This is a genomic window from Lysinibacillus sp. Ag94 (assembly GCF_023242215.1).
Taxonomy (GTDB): domain Bacteria; phylum Bacillota; class Bacilli; order Bacillales_A; family Planococcaceae; genus Lysinibacillus.
Window position 1 is genome coordinate 228997 of record NZ_CP096780.1, and the last position, 15753, is coordinate 244749.

The 15753-nt window shown below is 36.4% G+C and carries 8 protein-coding genes and 1 pseudogene; 7 read left to right on the top strand and 2 right to left on the bottom strand.

Going from position 1 to position 15753, the window contains the following annotated elements; translation table 11 throughout:
* Nucleotides 1-496: 496 nt before the first annotated feature.
* Both MY533_RS01100 and MY533_RS01105 read left to right on the top strand, forming a co-directional pair.
* Nucleotides 497-3730 (top strand): collagenase, encoded by a 3234-nt coding sequence (locus MY533_RS01100; protein WP_248717699.1) that lies wholly within the window; start codon nucleotides 497-499, stop codon nucleotides 3728-3730.
* 251 nt (nucleotides 3731-3981) lie between these two features.
* Complete coding sequence (locus MY533_RS01105; protein WP_248717700.1) at nucleotides 3982-6072, top strand: beta-propeller domain-containing protein; 2091 nt, start codon at nucleotides 3982-3984, stop codon at nucleotides 6070-6072.
* A 51-nt stretch (nucleotides 6073-6123) separates the two neighbouring features.
* Here MY533_RS01105 and MY533_RS01110 read toward each other — a convergent pair whose 3' ends face one another.
* Nucleotides 6124-7530, bottom strand: coding sequence for a polysaccharide deacetylase family protein (locus MY533_RS01110; RefSeq protein WP_132364714.1), 1407 nt, complete (start codon nucleotides 7528-7530; stop codon nucleotides 6124-6126).
* Nucleotides 7531-7801: 271 nt separating this feature from the next.
* Here MY533_RS01110 and MY533_RS01115 point away from each other — a divergent pair, with 271 nt between their 5' ends.
* Both MY533_RS01115 and MY533_RS01120 read left to right on the top strand, forming a co-directional pair.
* Complete coding sequence (locus MY533_RS01115) at nucleotides 7802-8554, top strand: threonine/serine exporter family protein (RefSeq protein ID WP_132364716.1); 753 nt, start codon at nucleotides 7802-7804, stop codon at nucleotides 8552-8554.
* Nucleotides 8555-8566: 12 nt separating this feature from the next.
* The gene (locus MY533_RS01120; RefSeq protein ID WP_248717701.1) at nucleotides 8567-9034 is read left to right on the top strand and encodes a threonine/serine exporter family protein; all 468 of its coding nucleotides are present in this window, start codon (nucleotides 8567-8569) and stop codon (nucleotides 9032-9034) included.
* A gap of 89 nt (nucleotides 9035-9123) precedes the next feature.
* On the opposite strand, the gene MY533_RS01125 is transcribed toward MY533_RS01120, so the two are convergent.
* Entirely contained in the window at nucleotides 9124-11145 is a 2022-nt protein-coding gene (locus MY533_RS01125; protein ID WP_248717702.1) for a GGDEF domain-containing phosphodiesterase, read from the bottom strand.
* Between the two features lie 417 nt (nucleotides 11146-11562).
* On the opposite strand from MY533_RS01125, the pseudogene MY533_RS22255 reads away from it, so the two are divergent.
* From MY533_RS22255 to MY533_RS01135, 3 genes and pseudogenes are all read left to right on the top strand, one after another.
* A pseudogene (locus tag MY533_RS22255) lies at nucleotides 11563-12084 on the top strand (EamA/RhaT family transporter); the annotation flags it as partial.
* A gap of 39 nt (nucleotides 12085-12123) precedes the next feature.
* Entirely contained in the window at nucleotides 12124-13845 is a 1722-nt protein-coding gene (locus MY533_RS01130; protein ID WP_248717703.1) for an ABC transporter ATP-binding protein, read from the top strand.
* Nucleotides 13845-15677 carry an ABC transporter ATP-binding protein gene (locus MY533_RS01135; RefSeq protein ID WP_248717704.1) on the top strand — a complete coding sequence of 611 codons (1833 nt, stop codon included), beginning with the start codon at nucleotides 13845-13847 and terminating at the stop codon, nucleotides 15675-15677. The genes MY533_RS01130 and MY533_RS01135 overlap by 1 nt, the downstream gene beginning before the upstream one ends.
* Nucleotides 15678-15753 lie beyond the last annotated feature (76 nt).

Genomic DNA, 15753 nt, shown 5'->3' on the forward strand with positions numbered 1-15753 from the left:
GGAGTTTTCCTTTTTCATTTTCTGCAATAAAATGGCGTTTAAATTCCTCAGTATAAGTAATCGCTTTATCACTAATAGCTTGGACATTAGGATTACAGTTAAGTTGTTCTTGCTCTTTTTTAGTAAATAATTTTTTCGTCATTTATTCCGCTCCGACATCTTTTTTCTAATTATAAACAAAAGTACCCTATAGGATAGACTTTTTTCAAAGTGTCTATCTTATAGGGTACAGTTTAAGGATAATCGGCTTTTTCTTTAGTGACCGTAGAGAGAAAATGATTAGTTAGGGATCCGAATTTCGGATTCTTTTTTATGTTAAAGAAGGGAATTATGGTCTAATTGTGTCTTAGCGTTCAAATTATACAAGAAAATATTACTAAAAATAACATTTTATATTGCCTTATTCACATAATATGTTATTTTTAGATGGGTAATATAGTTCCAAATAATCAACGTATTACGGATTTGTAAAGGTAGTACTATAGGAGGATTTGTTATGAAGAAGAAATTAAAACTCAATCAAGTGTTAATTGGGGTAAGTACAATGGCACTGTCGTTCGGAGCATTACAAGCAGAAGCATCGGCAGCAGAAAAAACGCCTTATAATGTATTACAAATGAAGCCTGTGGGCATATATACGGCGAAAGATGAAATCGCACATTCTACAAAGGCTGATGAAACATTATCATTTGAAAAACGTTTGGAAATGGGAGATTTTTCGGAACAACCAGCTCCAACTATAAAGCTTGCTGAAACGAAGCAATTGCAGGATAAGTATTCGATGGAAGAGCTTACTAGAATGAGCGATAGTGAGCTAATTGATACGCTAGGAAATATTCGTTGGTATCAAATTACAGACCTATTCCAATTCAATAATGAAACAAAAGCTTTTTATCAAAATAAAGAACGTATGCAAGTTATTATTGATGAATTAGGAAAAAGAGGAAGTTCTTTTACGAAAGATGATTCAAAGGGTATTGAAACATTTGTTGAGCTATTGCGTTCTGCTTTCTATTTAGGATTTTATAATAAGGAACTAAGTTATTTAAACGAGAGAAGTTTCCAAGATCTATGTTTACCAGCATTAAAGGAAATGGCTAAAAATCCGAACTTTAAACTTGGTACAGATGAGCAAGATAAAGTGGTATCTGCCTATGGGAAATTAATCGGCAATGCTTCAAGTGATGCAGAAACAGTTCAGTATGCTGCAAAGATTTTAAAACAGTATAACGAAAATCTCTCTACATATGAAAGCGATTCTTTAAAAGGGCAAGCAATCTATGATTTAATACATGGCATTGATTATGACTTGCAGTCGTACTTGCATCAGACAGGTAAAGAAGCGAATACGACGATGTGGTATGGAAAGATTGATAGTTTCATCAATGAAGTGAATAACATTGCTCTTATACATAATGTAACAAATAACAATAGTTGGTTAATCAATAATGGCATTTATTATGCAGGGCGTTTAGGTGGATTCCATAGTAATCCAAATATAGGTTTAGAAGTTGTTACACAAGCAATGCAAATGTATCCATATTTAAGTGAAGCTTATTTTGTAGCAGTTGAACAACTTACTACAAATTATGATGGAAAAGACTATAGTGGTAATGCAGTAGATTTAGAAAAAATGCGTGAAGAGGGCAAGAAGCAGTATTTACCGAAAACATATACATTTGATAATGGCTCGATTGTCTTTAAAACGGGAGCTAACGTAACAGAAGACAAAATTCAAAGATTATACTGGGCTGCAAAAGAAGTAAAAGCACAATATCACCGTGTAATTGGCAATGATAAAGCATTAGAGCCAGGTAATGCTGACGATGTATTAACAGTTGTCATTTATGACTCTCCAGATCAATATCGATTAAATCGTCAATTGTATGGCTATGAAACAAATAATGGTGGTATTTATATTGAAGAGAAGGGAACGTTCTTTACATATGAACGTACGCCGGAGCAAAGTATTTATAGTTTAGAAGAGTTGTTCCGCCATGAATTCACACACTATTTACAAGGAAGATACGAGGTTCCTGGTTTATTCGGAACAGGAGATATGTATCAAAATGAACGACTAACATGGTTCCAGGAAGGAAATGCGGAATTCTTTGCAGGATCAACACGTACAAATGATGTAGTTCCACGTAATAGTATTATTAGTGGCTTATCATATGAACCATCACAACGCTACACTGCTGAACAAACAATGTTTGCAAAATATGGATCATGGGATTTTTATAATTATTCATTTGCACTGCAGTCTTATATGTATAATCATCAATTTGACACATTTGTTAAGATTCAAGATTTAATTCGTACGAATGATGTGAAAAATTACGATAAGTATCGTGACGTATTAAGTAAAGATCCACAACTGAATGCGGAATACCAAGCGTATATGCAGCAATTGATTGATAATCAGGAAAAGTACGCGGTGCCACAAGTATCAGAAGATTATTTAATGAAACATGACCCAAAAGCGTTAAATGAAGTAGTACAAGAAATTGCAGATATTGCTAACGTAAAAGATGCGAAAATGACAAAACATAAGTCTGAATTCTTTAATACATTTACAGTCGAAGGTACGTATGTGGGTAGTGCAACAAAGGGTGAATCTAAAGACTGGAAAACGATGAGTGAACAAGTGAACCAGGCACTAGATCAACTGTCGCAAAAAGAGTGGAGCGGCTATAAAACAGTGACAGCGTATTTTGTAAACTACCGTGTGAATGCAGCAAACCAATTTGAATATGATATTGTTTTCCACGGCATTGCGACAGATGAAGGAGATCACCAAGCGCCTATAGTAAAGATAAATGGTCCATATGCTGGAATCGAAAATGAAGAAATCCAGTTCAAGAGTGATGGTTCAAAAGATAACGATGGAGAAATCGTTTCTTACCTTTGGGATTTTGGTGATGGAAAAACAAGTGAAGAGGCAAACCCTACTCATGTATACGAAAAAGATGGAACATACAATGTGACATTAACGGTGAAAAATGATAAGGGAATAGAAAGTAAAGATCGTACAATTGTATCTGTACGAAAAGGCGTACAAACAGAGAAACCTCATCCAGAAGAAGCGAAGATCATTCCATTTAATACGCCTCTAAAAGGTGATTTGGTTGGTGATGATGATACGGATGTATACACATTCGATGTTACAGCTGCAGAAGATATCGATATTTCTGTCTTAAATGAAAATCAAATTAGCATGACATGGGTGCTTTATCATGAGTCTGATAAGCAAAATTATGTAGCGTATGGGCAGGAAGATGGAAATAGTATAAAAGGTAAACTTCATGCGGAACCAGGAAAGTATCATCTATATATTTATAAAGTTGATAATGAAAACGGGACATATACAGTAAATGTACAAAATAGTGGACAAAAAACAGAGCTAGAACCAAATAATCGTCCAGAAGAAGCGAATATGATTCCATTTAATAAGTCTTTAAAAGGTAGCTTGATGGATGATGATCATACGGATGTATACACATTCGATGTTACGTCTCCAAAAGAAATCGATATTTCTGTCCTGAATGAAAATCAAATTGGCATGACATGGGTGCTTTGTCATGAGTCTGATATGCGAAATTACGTAGCATATGGACAGGAAGATGGCAATACTATAAAAGGTAAATATGATGCGAAACCAGGCAAATATTATTTATACATTTATAAATTTGATAATGAAAACGGGGCATATACAGTAAATGTACAATAATTATATGTTTAAGAAATAAGTTTTAGTTTCAACAGTAGAGGCTGATCTGATCTCTATAATGTATCCATATATCAAGTGTCTACTTAAAAAAGAACAGCGCTAACGTAGAAACATTAGTTGCTGCTCGTAATTAAGACGAGAGGGATTCACTTCCTCTCGTTTTTTTAATGATAAAAAATTCGGAATAATGTAACTTTCCTATTCTTTGGTAGTCTAATTCATAAACAAGTTTATGAAAGGGAGGAATAATAATGAAAAGGAATTGGTTAGCAATTTTACTCATCGCAGTACTAGCTATTTTGCCAGGGATTATTATGCTGGACTCGACCCAAAAAGTTGAGGCGCAAACTAAGAGTACGAGTACGACTACCTATAGCTGGGAAGTATCCTTTACTGAGGCACTAAAAGAAAGCGCAGTAGCGGAGAACAATGTTTACGTAACAAATAGCAAAAATAAAAAGGTAACAGCAACAGTAACATTCGGGGAAGATAAACAGACAATGATCGTAAGTGATTTAGTACCTGGAAGCTATAAATTACATGTGAAGAAAGAAGCGTTTGTACTAGATGGACCTAAAACAACATCGCAAGTAATAGCATTTACCATCATTGAAAAGCTTGAAGCTGTAAAATCAGAAAAAGAACTACAACAATATTTCGAAACACTTTTAGCTAACTCACAAAAAGAACGGAATGAGGCAACCATAGAACTGGCAAAGAGTGAAGACAAAGCGAGTGCAGACAATTCCTCTACAACGAATAATCAGGTCGAAGGAGTGGAAGAAGGGGATATTGTAGTTGTTAAAGATGGCTTTATTTATGCTGTAAAAGATCATGGCATTACTGTAGTAAATGCTAAAGATCCGAAAAAATTACAGTTAGCAACTACAATCAAGCTGAAGGAGTCACGATATATTTCGAAGCTAGCCTTATATGATAATTTATTAATAGTGATTGGGGATGAATATTTAGAAAAAGCAGGCACAAGCATGTCGACAGCCTCTTTGTATGATATTTCAAACCCTAACAATCCAAAGCTTATACGTGAAGTGGGGCAAGAGGGGTATTTAAACGATATTCGAATTACAAATGATACATTATATTTAATCGGGAATATGTATCCGAATTATTGGATGCTTAGAGAGCAAAAAACGCCGGATTTAAAACCGAAAACATTTGATAGTGTAGAAGGAAATGAGTACAAAAGTTTACCTCTAGAGAAAATTTCTATTTTACCAAATACAATGGATGGAACATATAGCTTAATTACAGCAGTGGATTTAAAAAATGGTGCAAAGACAACTGCGAACACTAAGGGGTACTTAGGTGGTAGTAGTGGACTTTATATGTCGGACAATGCACTTTATTTAACAACACCAGTTTATGATGGAAATCGGGTGCCTGCTTCGGGGCGCATGATGGATATGATTTGGATACCGAGAACAACTAATACACAAGTTTTTAAATGGAATATTGATGGAACTGCCATGAATTTTGTAGGTACTACGGAAGTAAAAGGAACCGTGTTAAATCAATATTCAATGGATGAGTATAAAGGCAATTTCCGCATCGTTACTACCGAAGGAAATGCGTGGGATGAACAAAAAATATCTCGAAACCACCTATTTATTTTAAATGAAAATTTACAAGAGCTCGGTGCAGTAAAAGATTTAGCTCCTGGTGAAAAAGTGTATTCTGCACGCTTTATGGGCGAAAAAGCATATGTAGTAACATTTAAGGAAGTGGATCCATTGTTTGTTATTGATGTCGCAAACCCGAAAAAGCCAACAGTGCTTGGTGAGCTAAAGATTCCAGGCTTTAGTAACTATTTGCATCCATTAGACGATACACATTTAATCGGTATTGGCTATGATACCGAGCAACGCTATGATGCATATTCGAAGCGGAATTTTACGGTCACAACTAATATGAAAATGTCATTGTTTGATGTTTCAGATTTCAAAAATCCAACGGAACAATCGACAGTAAAAATAGGCGGAGAAGGCTCGTACTCTGAAGTTCAATACAATCCGAAAGCACTATTCCGCAACAAGGAATACAATTACTTCGGTTTCCCGGTTGTCCTGTATGATGCAGGGAAGGGTGATGAAATCGTCTACAAAGGTCAAGGCGCGCAAATCTATGAAATCACTGCAGATAAAGGAATCGTCCTAAAAGGAAATATTGTGAATAAAAGCACTGGCGATCAGTATGAAAATTGGGAGCAGCGTGTACAGCGAGTAGTCTATATAGGTGACGCTCTTTACACAGTAGCGAACAATGAAGTGAAGAGCTATCAGCTAAAAGACTTCAAACCACTGGATACATTAACTGTAAAATAAAAAGGAAAGTCCAATAACCTCGATCTTGAGGTTATTGGACTTTTCTTGTGGTTATTTTTGACGATATGGAAGAATTTCCGATACTGTCACGAATTCATACCCTTGCCCTTGTAAATAAGCAAGAACGGAATCAAGACCATCGGCAGTCGATTGATGAATATCATGCATTAAGACAATGGCGTTATTGTGTAAATTATTTTTGACATTAGGCAGTAACTGTTGCGCATTGCGATACTTCCAATCTAATGTATCGATCGACCATAAAACAACAGGAACTGAAATTTGACTGTTGATAGTATCGTTTGTTGCTCCGTACGGTGGTCTAAATACAGTTGGCTTTTGGTTAAGGGCCTTTTCTATCTCCGCAACTGTAGATGTGTATTGATTTACTGCCGACTCTAGTGACAGTTTTGTTAATACAGGGTGGTTCCATGAATGATTACCTATTTCATGTCCTCGTGCAAGAACATCTCTTGCGATATCAGGATAATATTGTACACGACTACCAAGCATAAAGAAGGTAGCTTTTGCGTGATATTTATCAAGAGTATCTAATATCTGTTCTGTAACCTTTGGATGTGGACCATCATCAAAAGTTAAGGCAATGCGCTTTTTGTTTGGATCACCTGTATTAGTTGGCTTTACCGGCTTTTCCATAGCAATCTGGAAATCAGAGGCTAACAACGGATTGATAAGTGATAGTGGGAGCTTCACAATTGGTGGACCTGCTGCTCCGCTAGCAATCTCATACTCATCAAAATAGAATTGTATCGAATCATCAACGATAGCAAAGCGATTAAAGTTAGACCACTTCGGTTCAGTTGACTTTATTAAATCTTCCTTGAAAAGCTCATCCTTTAACTTAAGGTTTTGTTGTAAGTCGTTACGTACATGAGTAGCTAACACTGATAAATTGTTTTTATCGTTATTCAACAATGTTTTAATGGAAATTAGTTCACCAGTTTCCTGATTGATGAAGAATGTTTTTGTTGAAACCTCGGGGTTGGCGCCGCCTGTATACAACATTTTTGTTAGCACAAAGGAATAGTATTTCTTTTGATATGGGAAAGTTTCCAAACTAATATTAAGCTCACCCATGACCTCTTTATCTTTATTTTCTTTCATAGATGACAGATAGTTTTCTTTTGAATCCGTTATGTACTGTAATACAGCATCGTTAAAAGCTTTATTATCTGTTTCTGGATAGTGAATAGCAAAAGGTGTTCGCTTATCATTAGAGACATCTGTTACAATACGTATACCTGGAAACGCAGAGCTATCTGTGGATAGGTTACTCTTTATTGAATCTGAAGTTGTCTCTTTAGAGGCACTAATTTTTTGAAACTTAAAGTCATCTTTTGATAGGATGATGACTAAAATAATAGTTGTTAATGTAATGATGAGGCCAATTAATAGGAAATCAATCATTGGGCCGCGTTTTTTTCTGCGTTCCGGCATTTTTGTGGATACGCTCCTTTCCTTATTTAGTTTTTTAGACTGCTTATAAAATCAGACGTGTTAGTCATTGAAAAAGTTATACGAATCTATGAAGTTTTGCTATCAATTTATGGGAAACCCATCTCCATGAAAAAATTACTCAGTAGCTACCATTTTTAGTATATGAAAGCCAAACTACTTTGGTTAAAAGTTTAAAAAATTTTTTGTTGAGTTTTTATTTGCAGTTCGATACTATTGGCAAGGAACCCTTTAAAGGAGGCAGATAACTGTAATGGTTTTACATGAAGTGGACAATGAATTTACGATTGACTGCTTATTGCTTGCAGGTCGAATTATGATTGAAAGTGGTGCAGAAACATACCGTGTGGAGGATACAATGCTACGCATGGCACATTCTCAAAATATGCTAGATGCGCAATGTTATGCTACACCTACAGGGATCATTTTTTCGTTAGGCAAGACACAGCCGACGAGAATTACATCAATTTCCAACAGGGTAACAGATTTGCAAAAAATAGCCTTGGTAAATTCAGTATCTCGGAGACTCACATCTCACATGATAACATTAGAAGAAGCTTATGACGAGCTAAAGTCGATACAAAAAACAAATTATTTTTTACCAATTTATATTCAAGTCATATCAGCGGCTCTTGCGAGTGGTTGTTTCCTAATAATGTTTAAGGGAGGATGGTCTGATTTCCTTTTTGCATGTTTAGCAGGGGGATTAGGCTTCCTAGTACTTTTATTGATAAATGATTTAACAAAAGTGAAGTTTTTCGCAGAATTTACAGCTTCTTTAGTAGTAGGGTCTATAGCTGTCTTTTCAGTGAAATATGGCCATGGTACAGAAATAGATAAAATTGTTATTAGCTCCGTTATGCCACTAGTACCAGGTATTTTGATCACGAATGCCGTTCGGGATTTAATAGCAGGTCATTTTATGTCGGGGATGGCGAAGGGTGTAGAGGCCTTTTTAACAGCTTTTGCAATCGGTGCAGCTATTGCTGTCACTCTATCGTTTTAGGAGGCAGACGACATGGACTATATCGTACAGTTGATTCTTAGTTTTTTTGCGACGATAGGTATCGCAATTATTTTTAATGTACCTAGAAGAAATCTAATTTATTGTGGTTTTGTTGGGGTAGTAGGCTGGATGATTTACTTCATTCTAACAGAACATGGCATGGATATAGTATATGCCTCATTCTTTAGTTCTTTTATAATTGCTATCGTTTCCCATTTGTATGCTCGGCGCTTCAAAATGCCAATGATTATTTTTATTGTCGGCGGTATTATCCCGTTAGTTCCGGGAGGTATGGCTTATAACGCAATGAGAAATATTGTAGAGGATGATTATATACAAGGGCTACAGTATGGATTAAAGGCCTTTTTAATTACAGGTGCCATCGTTATAGGACTTGTGTTTGCAGAGGTACTAATACAGCTTATTTTCCGTTCTGTACGTACTGGTAAAGCGACATTCCAAAAGGTCTACAAGAAATAAGACACTCATCAAACGAATGAGCACAGCGGATAGAACAAATATAAAAAAGGAGGTTGCGTCTTATAAACGTAACCTCCTTTTTCAAATTACTATTTAACTAGTAATGCTTCAATTTCCTCTGCGTGAATTGGTTTACTAATATAGTAACCTTGAATAGCATCACAGCCATAAGAAATCAAAAGATTTGCTTGTTCAGCAGTTTCGACACCTTCTGCTACAACTTTAAGTTCCATAGATTTTCCGAGTTGCACCATACCGTGCATTAGCTTTTGCGTTTTTTCGGACTTTAATAAAGAACTTGTAAATGTTTTATCGATTTTTAATGTATCTATTGGTAGAATTTGCATATATCTAAATGAACCATACCCGGTACCGAAATCATCTAGTATAAAGGCAATACCTTCATTTTCAAGCTTACGCATTTGCTGTGTGATAAAGGTAGCAGCTTCTGCTTCTAGCGCAAATTTCTCAGTGATTTCGATTTGAATAAGGCTTGCAGGACAGCCGGTTTTTGCCAAAGTTCCAAGGATTGACTTTGCCATGTTTTTATCACGGAATTCGCGTACAGAAGAGTTAATGGATACTTTTAAATTAAGACCAGCTTTTTGCCAGATTAGTGCCTGTTCACAAGCTTTTTCTAGCATAAAGGAACCGATATTATTAATAAGACCAGTTTCCTCAGCGATTGGAATAAGCTCATCTGGTGAAACAACGCCAATTACTTCATCTTCCCAACGGACTAGTGCTTCTACAGCTGTAATTTTTCCTGTATAAACATCAATTTGTGGCTGATAGAGGACTTTTAGATTTTTTTGGTCAAGAGCCTGAAGTAAACGTTTTTCAATTAAAGCTTTACGATTTAATGCTTTATGTGTTGCTTTGGATAGTGAGACGATTTTATCGCCACCTGCTTCACGGACAGTTGTGATAGTAGCAATGGATGCCTTCATTAGTTGGGAGAATGTTGTTTGATCCTCTGGATAACGTGTAATTCCGCCACTAATAGAAATAGGGACAGCAACATTACTGTTATAAATTGGATGTTGTTGTAAGTAAGACAAGAAGCCTTGAATAAACCATTCACTTAATGGTGTAATCACGACAAAATCATTTTCGTTAATACGTGCCATTGTGCTATCTTGGAAGTACATTTTTATACGATTTGTAAACTCTACAATAAGACTTTGACCGATTTGCTGATCATGTAACTCTTTTAATGTATAAAATTTATCAATACTCAAATAGACAAAAGAAAAGTTTCTTTCATCCTCAATCATATTGGAAATCACTTTTTCAAGTCGATGTGCATTCATCAGACCAGTTTCTGTATCAATATAAGCGATTTTTTCCAGCTGATGTTGAATTGACTTGGACTTGGTGATATCCTTTTCAATTAATAAAAATTGTTGCTCATTTGTTTCGATATTAAATGTAGGGATAGCTGTTAGTAGTACCCAATAAGACTGACCTGCTTTTGTAACTTTTTCGACTTCACCTTGCCACGTTTGGCCAATGTTTAAATTCCGCCAGATGGTATTTGTGATCTTTTCGCTTTCTTTATTTTCAGGGAATAATTGCCAAAACGTTTTACCAATCACGCGTTTTGGTGTCCATTGACTCGTTTTTAGAAATTCATTATTACATTCTAAAATAAACCCATCATGATCAAGAGTAACTGTCATAAATGTCGAGTCTAATCCCTTTTTTAAGTCTACGAGAGTGCTGCTACTTGAGACAGAATTAATCATTAACTCTGGGAGCATGAACATCATAAGAACGAAATGCTTTCCTTGTTCAGTAAATGGTTTAGCTAGTAGCGCTGTTGTAATTTCTTCATTTGTATACGTTTTTAATTGAATTTGATTGATATACGTGCTGTCATTATTTTGCATAATAGCGTGAAAGGTTTCTAATGAAAGCTGACGTAGTAAATTTTCATGAATAAATAAAGTGGTATGTTCTTTAATAGTAGTATCTGAAAAATCAAATAGCTGTTCAGCAAGCTTTCCCAAATTTATAACTTGTCCATCTTGATTCAAGACAATAGCAGGAAAAGGAAGTGAATTTAAATAATGTTCATCGATCGTAAATGATTTATGCATATGACTCATGATTATTCGATCTCCTTGAGTAATCTATATATACTATTATTATAGTTAATTATCGGGAATTAGTCATTATGAATATGATTGTAAATATTTGATAATAAAAAATTTCGGGACTTTTTTAGTTGGGAATAAGGAAAATATTGAAGAAAAATAACATTTTTTAGTATGAATATAGGGATCTAGAATTATGTGGAAAGATTAAAAAAATAGTTTTAATCGTCTCCTGTGCGATAATACGGGGAGAACCCACTTTAAATGGAGTTGTTACTCACAATACACCATTCCATAGTTAACAATTCGTTATTGGGTGCAGGTATTTCATTACCTACATATTTATCTTCATTCAGTGGGTGTCCTAACACCTACTGATAAATTGCCACAGGACGTGGCTATCTTAAACTGGGCTTCTCTATGTAATGTCAATTTCTAGCACCGATATTTGTTGTTGCCTATGTCTCTCTTAGTTTAAGGAAATGGCCATCGAAATATCAAGTGATAGGGATTATTGGTACACTTTTAGGTCTTTCTCTCCTACTAATGAACGCTTCATTGGATGATTTATTAGTTAGTAGTAAAGCCTTATTGTAGGGAGTAGCGATTGGTCTTACGATGCCGTCTACACATTGTACCCTGCAAGTTTGAAAAAAGAATGAAGTATACTACTTGTTGCCGTACGGGGAATGCTTATAGGAGGATTCGCATGAGAGATTAATTGTGCATTTGGAGTCAAATCTGTTGTTTTTGTGCTATTTTAAGTAGAAACAAGATGATTTCTAGTATTAAACCGCTACAGCAATGGTTATTCAGTATCGTGTTTGGTACATCTTTAGGTTTGGGCAATTAATGGATGTCTTTAGTATGCTTGTTTATTTAACATGGCTTTCTGTAGGTGGAGAAAAGCGTAAAAATACTATCTGTATAGGAGTTATTCACTATATTTGAAATTTGTGGAACTCCTTTCTAATAATAAGGGGGAAGAATATGAAAGAAATTTTTTCCTATGTGAAGCCTTATAAATGGACTGCATTTATCGCGTTATGCTTAATGCTGTTGGAATTGTTTGTGGAACTCGCTCAGCCACTTATCATGGCTAAAATTATAGATGATGGAGTACGAGCTCAAAATCAAGGGATGATTTGGCAATGGGGAATTGTTTTACTTGGCTTATCATTCGTAGCCTTTATAGCCGGTGTCGTTAATTCGTATTTTTCATCGCATACAGCTCAGAGTTTCTCCTATGATTTACGAAATGCATTGTTTGAAAAAATACAATCCTTTACATTAACCACTTATCAAAAATTCTCAACAGCTTCTCTTATTACAAGGTTAACGAATGATGTAACGCAAGTTCAGACGGTGCTGTTTATGAGTTTGCGTATTATGCTTCGTGCACCACTTGCCGTTGTTGGCAGCATCGTTATGGCTTTTGTAGTAAATGCTAAATTAGCGTTGTTTTTAGTTATTGGCGCACCGATTATTTTGATTTTTCTTATTTTTATGGTGACAAAAGGTGTGTCTTATTTTGGACTTGTGCAAAAAAGAATGGATCGTTTGAATCGTGTACTACAGGAAAATTTACAGGCTATACGATTAGTGAAGGCTTATTTACGTGGTGCGTATGAGGCCTCTCGTTTTGATGAAGTTGCCTCACGCTTAAAAATAGATACTGTAAAGGCTTTACGCACAATGGAGTATATTATGCCTGTGCTGTTATTCATCATGAATATGAGTCTGCTTGCAGTACTGTGGTTTGGGACAAAACAAATAGCTTCAGGTACAACACCGCTCGGAGATGTAGTTGCCATTGTCAATTATGCGATGCGTATGACAGGCTCGTTTTCGATGTTTGCTTTTATTATTATTTTTTATGCGCGTGCAAAAGCCTCCGCAGAACGTATGGCAGAAGTTCTTTCGACTAAGAATGAGATAGAGCTACCATCATCTTCAGAGAAAACGTCTAAAGGCTTGAATTTTGGAGAGTTAGCTTTTGAGCATGTTAGTTTTACTTATCCTGGGGAAGACTCACCTGTATTATCTGATGTAAGCTTCCGAGTGAAATCTGGTGAAAAGCTTGCAATTATGGGGGCAACTGGTGCAGGAAAATCTACGTTGTTACAGCTTATTCCACGTTTCTACGAAGTGACTGAAGGTAAAATAGTAGTAGAGGGGAAAGATGTACAGCAATGGGATTTACAAGAGCTACGTGAAATCATCGGCTATGTTCCCCAACAATCATTATTATTTACAGGAAGCATTGCGGATAATGTTCGTTGGGGCGATGCAGAGGCTGAAATGGATGCAGTGCTACAGGCTACAATGCAAGCACAAATTCATGCTTCTGTAGAGGATTTCCCGAATGGTTACGAGACAAAAGTCGGTCAGAAGGGTGTTAATCTTTCAGGCGGTCAAAAACAAAGATTATCGATTGCAAGAGCGTTATTAAGAAAAGGGCATATTTTAATGCTTGATGATAGTACAAGTGCACTTGATGTTAAAACCGAGCAGGCATTATGGGAAGCTTTGAGTGAAGAACAAGCAACAATGCTAGTAGTCACTCAAAAAATTCGGACAGCTAAAGGTGCAAGTCGCATCTTACTCATTGATGCAGGAAAAGTGGTTGCATATGGGACGCATGAAGAGCTTTTACAAACGTCAGTGCTTTATAAAAAAATCGCAATCTCTCAACAGGAGGTGGAGGAATAATGAGATTTTTCCAAAAGCCTTTTGGCTATGAGCCGATTTTGACGAAAGATGACGTGAGGCAAGTTGTTAAGAAAAAGAAGGGACCTCGTGCAACAGATTGGAAAAGCACACTACTACGTTTATGGAAAATAGTCGATGAACAACGTGTACTACTAATTATTGTGCTGTTACTTGTCTTGGCGAGTTCCATCTTGTCTCTTCTTGGACCGTATTTAATTGGCAAAATGATTGACATGTACGTAACGCATGGAGAGCTCACAGGACTTGAAAAAGGGATTATGCTGTTAATCGGCATTTATGCTCTATTAGCAATATCATTATTTTTGCAAAACTATTGGATGATTGGTGTTGCCCAACAAACCATATATAGATTACGAACGAGTGTCTTTGCTCATTTCCAAAGACTGCCGATTACCTTTTTTGATCGTCGTCAGCATGGAGAATTAATGAGTCGAATGACGAACGATATTGAAGCTGTTAGCTCAACATTAAATAGCTCCTTTATTCAAGTGTTTTCTAGTGTAGTAACGCTTACAGGAACAGTGATTATCATGCTAAGTCTAAGCCCCTTACTGACAGTATTAACGATGACCATTATACCGATTATGTTTTGGGCGATGCGTTGGATCACACGAAGAACCGCACCATTATTTAAGGAGCAGCAAGCGGCCATAGGAGCTTTGAATGGCATGATTGAAGAAACGATTTCGGGCCAACGAATTGTCAAAGCTTTCTCACAAGAGGAACGCATGAAAGCTGAGTTTCGCGAAAAAAGTTTACGCTTAAAAAGTACTGGCTTTTGGGCGCAGACATATTCCGGGTATATACCAAAGGTCATGAACTTTTTAAACAATATGAGTTTTACAATTGTAGCTGGTATTGGCGGAGTACTTGCTTTTTATGGGCATGTATCAATTGGAGTAATTGTTATTTTTACAGAATACGCGAGACAATTTACACGACCTTTAAATGATTTGGCCAATCAATTTAATACCGTGCTGTCAGCGATTGCTGGTGCTGAGCGTGTATTTGCGTTACTGGATGAACAGCCCGAGGAGGAAGCTGCTTCAGCACAGGAGCATAAGCTATTAGGGCAAGTGAGCTTTCGACATGTGTACTTTAAATATGAGCAAGCAGCGGAAGCTTACACTTTGAAGGACATTAATTTTAACGTGGAGCCCGGACAAACGGTTGCTCTGGTTGGGGCAACCGGTGCAGGAAAAACAACGATCCTGCAGCTTATTGCAAGATTTTATGAAGTATCAAAGGGTGAGGTTTTATTTGATGGTGTAAACGTTCAGCAAATAGAACGACAAGCATTGCGCTCGCAAATGGCCTTTGTCTTACAGGATCCGTTTCTGTTCGAAGCGTCTGTACGTGAAAATATTCGTTATGGTCGATTAGATGCTAGCGACGAAGAGATAGAGGAAGCGGCGAAGCGTGCAAATGCACATGACTTTATCATGATGCTAAAGGATGGCTATGACACTGTACTTGCTGCAGATGGCAGTGGAATTTCGCAAGGTCAAAAGCAGTTATTATCAATAGCGCGAGCTTTGATTGCTGATCCGAAAATTTTGTTGTTGGATGAGGCGACAAGTAGTATTGATACTGTTACGGAGCTTGCGATTCAAGATGCTCTTGATGTGTTAATGCATGGACGCACAAGCTTTGTTATTGCCCACCGTTTAAATACAGTACACAATGCCGATATTGTGATTGTTATGCGCAAAGGTGAGTTAGTTGAAACAGGCCCTCAACAAAAATTAATGGAATCGGGTGGCATTTATGCGCAGATGTTACAATCTTCATCTCATCATCTTGATGAGTAGTGTGAAAATAACGATGTAAGTATAAATCTCATTCATCCAGTATAAAAAAGAGTGATTTCGAACTTTTGGAATTGCT

Bases quoted from the DNA above. Each gene is read 5' to 3' on its own strand.
- MY533_RS01100 (WP_248717699.1), top strand. From the start codon at position 497: ATGAAGAAGAAATTAAAACTCAATCAAGTGTTAATTGGGGTAAGTACA.
- MY533_RS01105 (WP_248717700.1), top strand. From the start codon at position 3,982: ATGAAAAGGAATTGGTTAGCAATTTTACTCATCGCAGTACTAGCTATT.
- MY533_RS01110 (WP_132364714.1), bottom strand. From the start codon at position 7,530: ATGCCGGAACGCAGAAAAAAACGCGGCCCAATGATTGATTTCCTATTA.
- MY533_RS01115 (WP_132364716.1), top strand. From the start codon at position 7,802: ATGGTTTTACATGAAGTGGACAATGAATTTACGATTGACTGCTTATTG.
- MY533_RS01120 (WP_248717701.1), top strand. From the start codon at position 8,567: ATGGACTATATCGTACAGTTGATTCTTAGTTTTTTTGCGACGATAGGT.
- MY533_RS01125 (WP_248717702.1), bottom strand. From the start codon at position 11,145: ATGAGTCATATGCATAAATCATTTACGATCGATGAACATTATTTAAAT.
- MY533_RS01130 (WP_248717703.1), top strand. From the start codon at position 12,124: ATGAAAGAAATTTTTTCCTATGTGAAGCCTTATAAATGGACTGCATTT.
- MY533_RS01135 (WP_248717704.1), top strand. From the start codon at position 13,845: ATGAGATTTTTCCAAAAGCCTTTTGGCTATGAGCCGATTTTGACGAAA.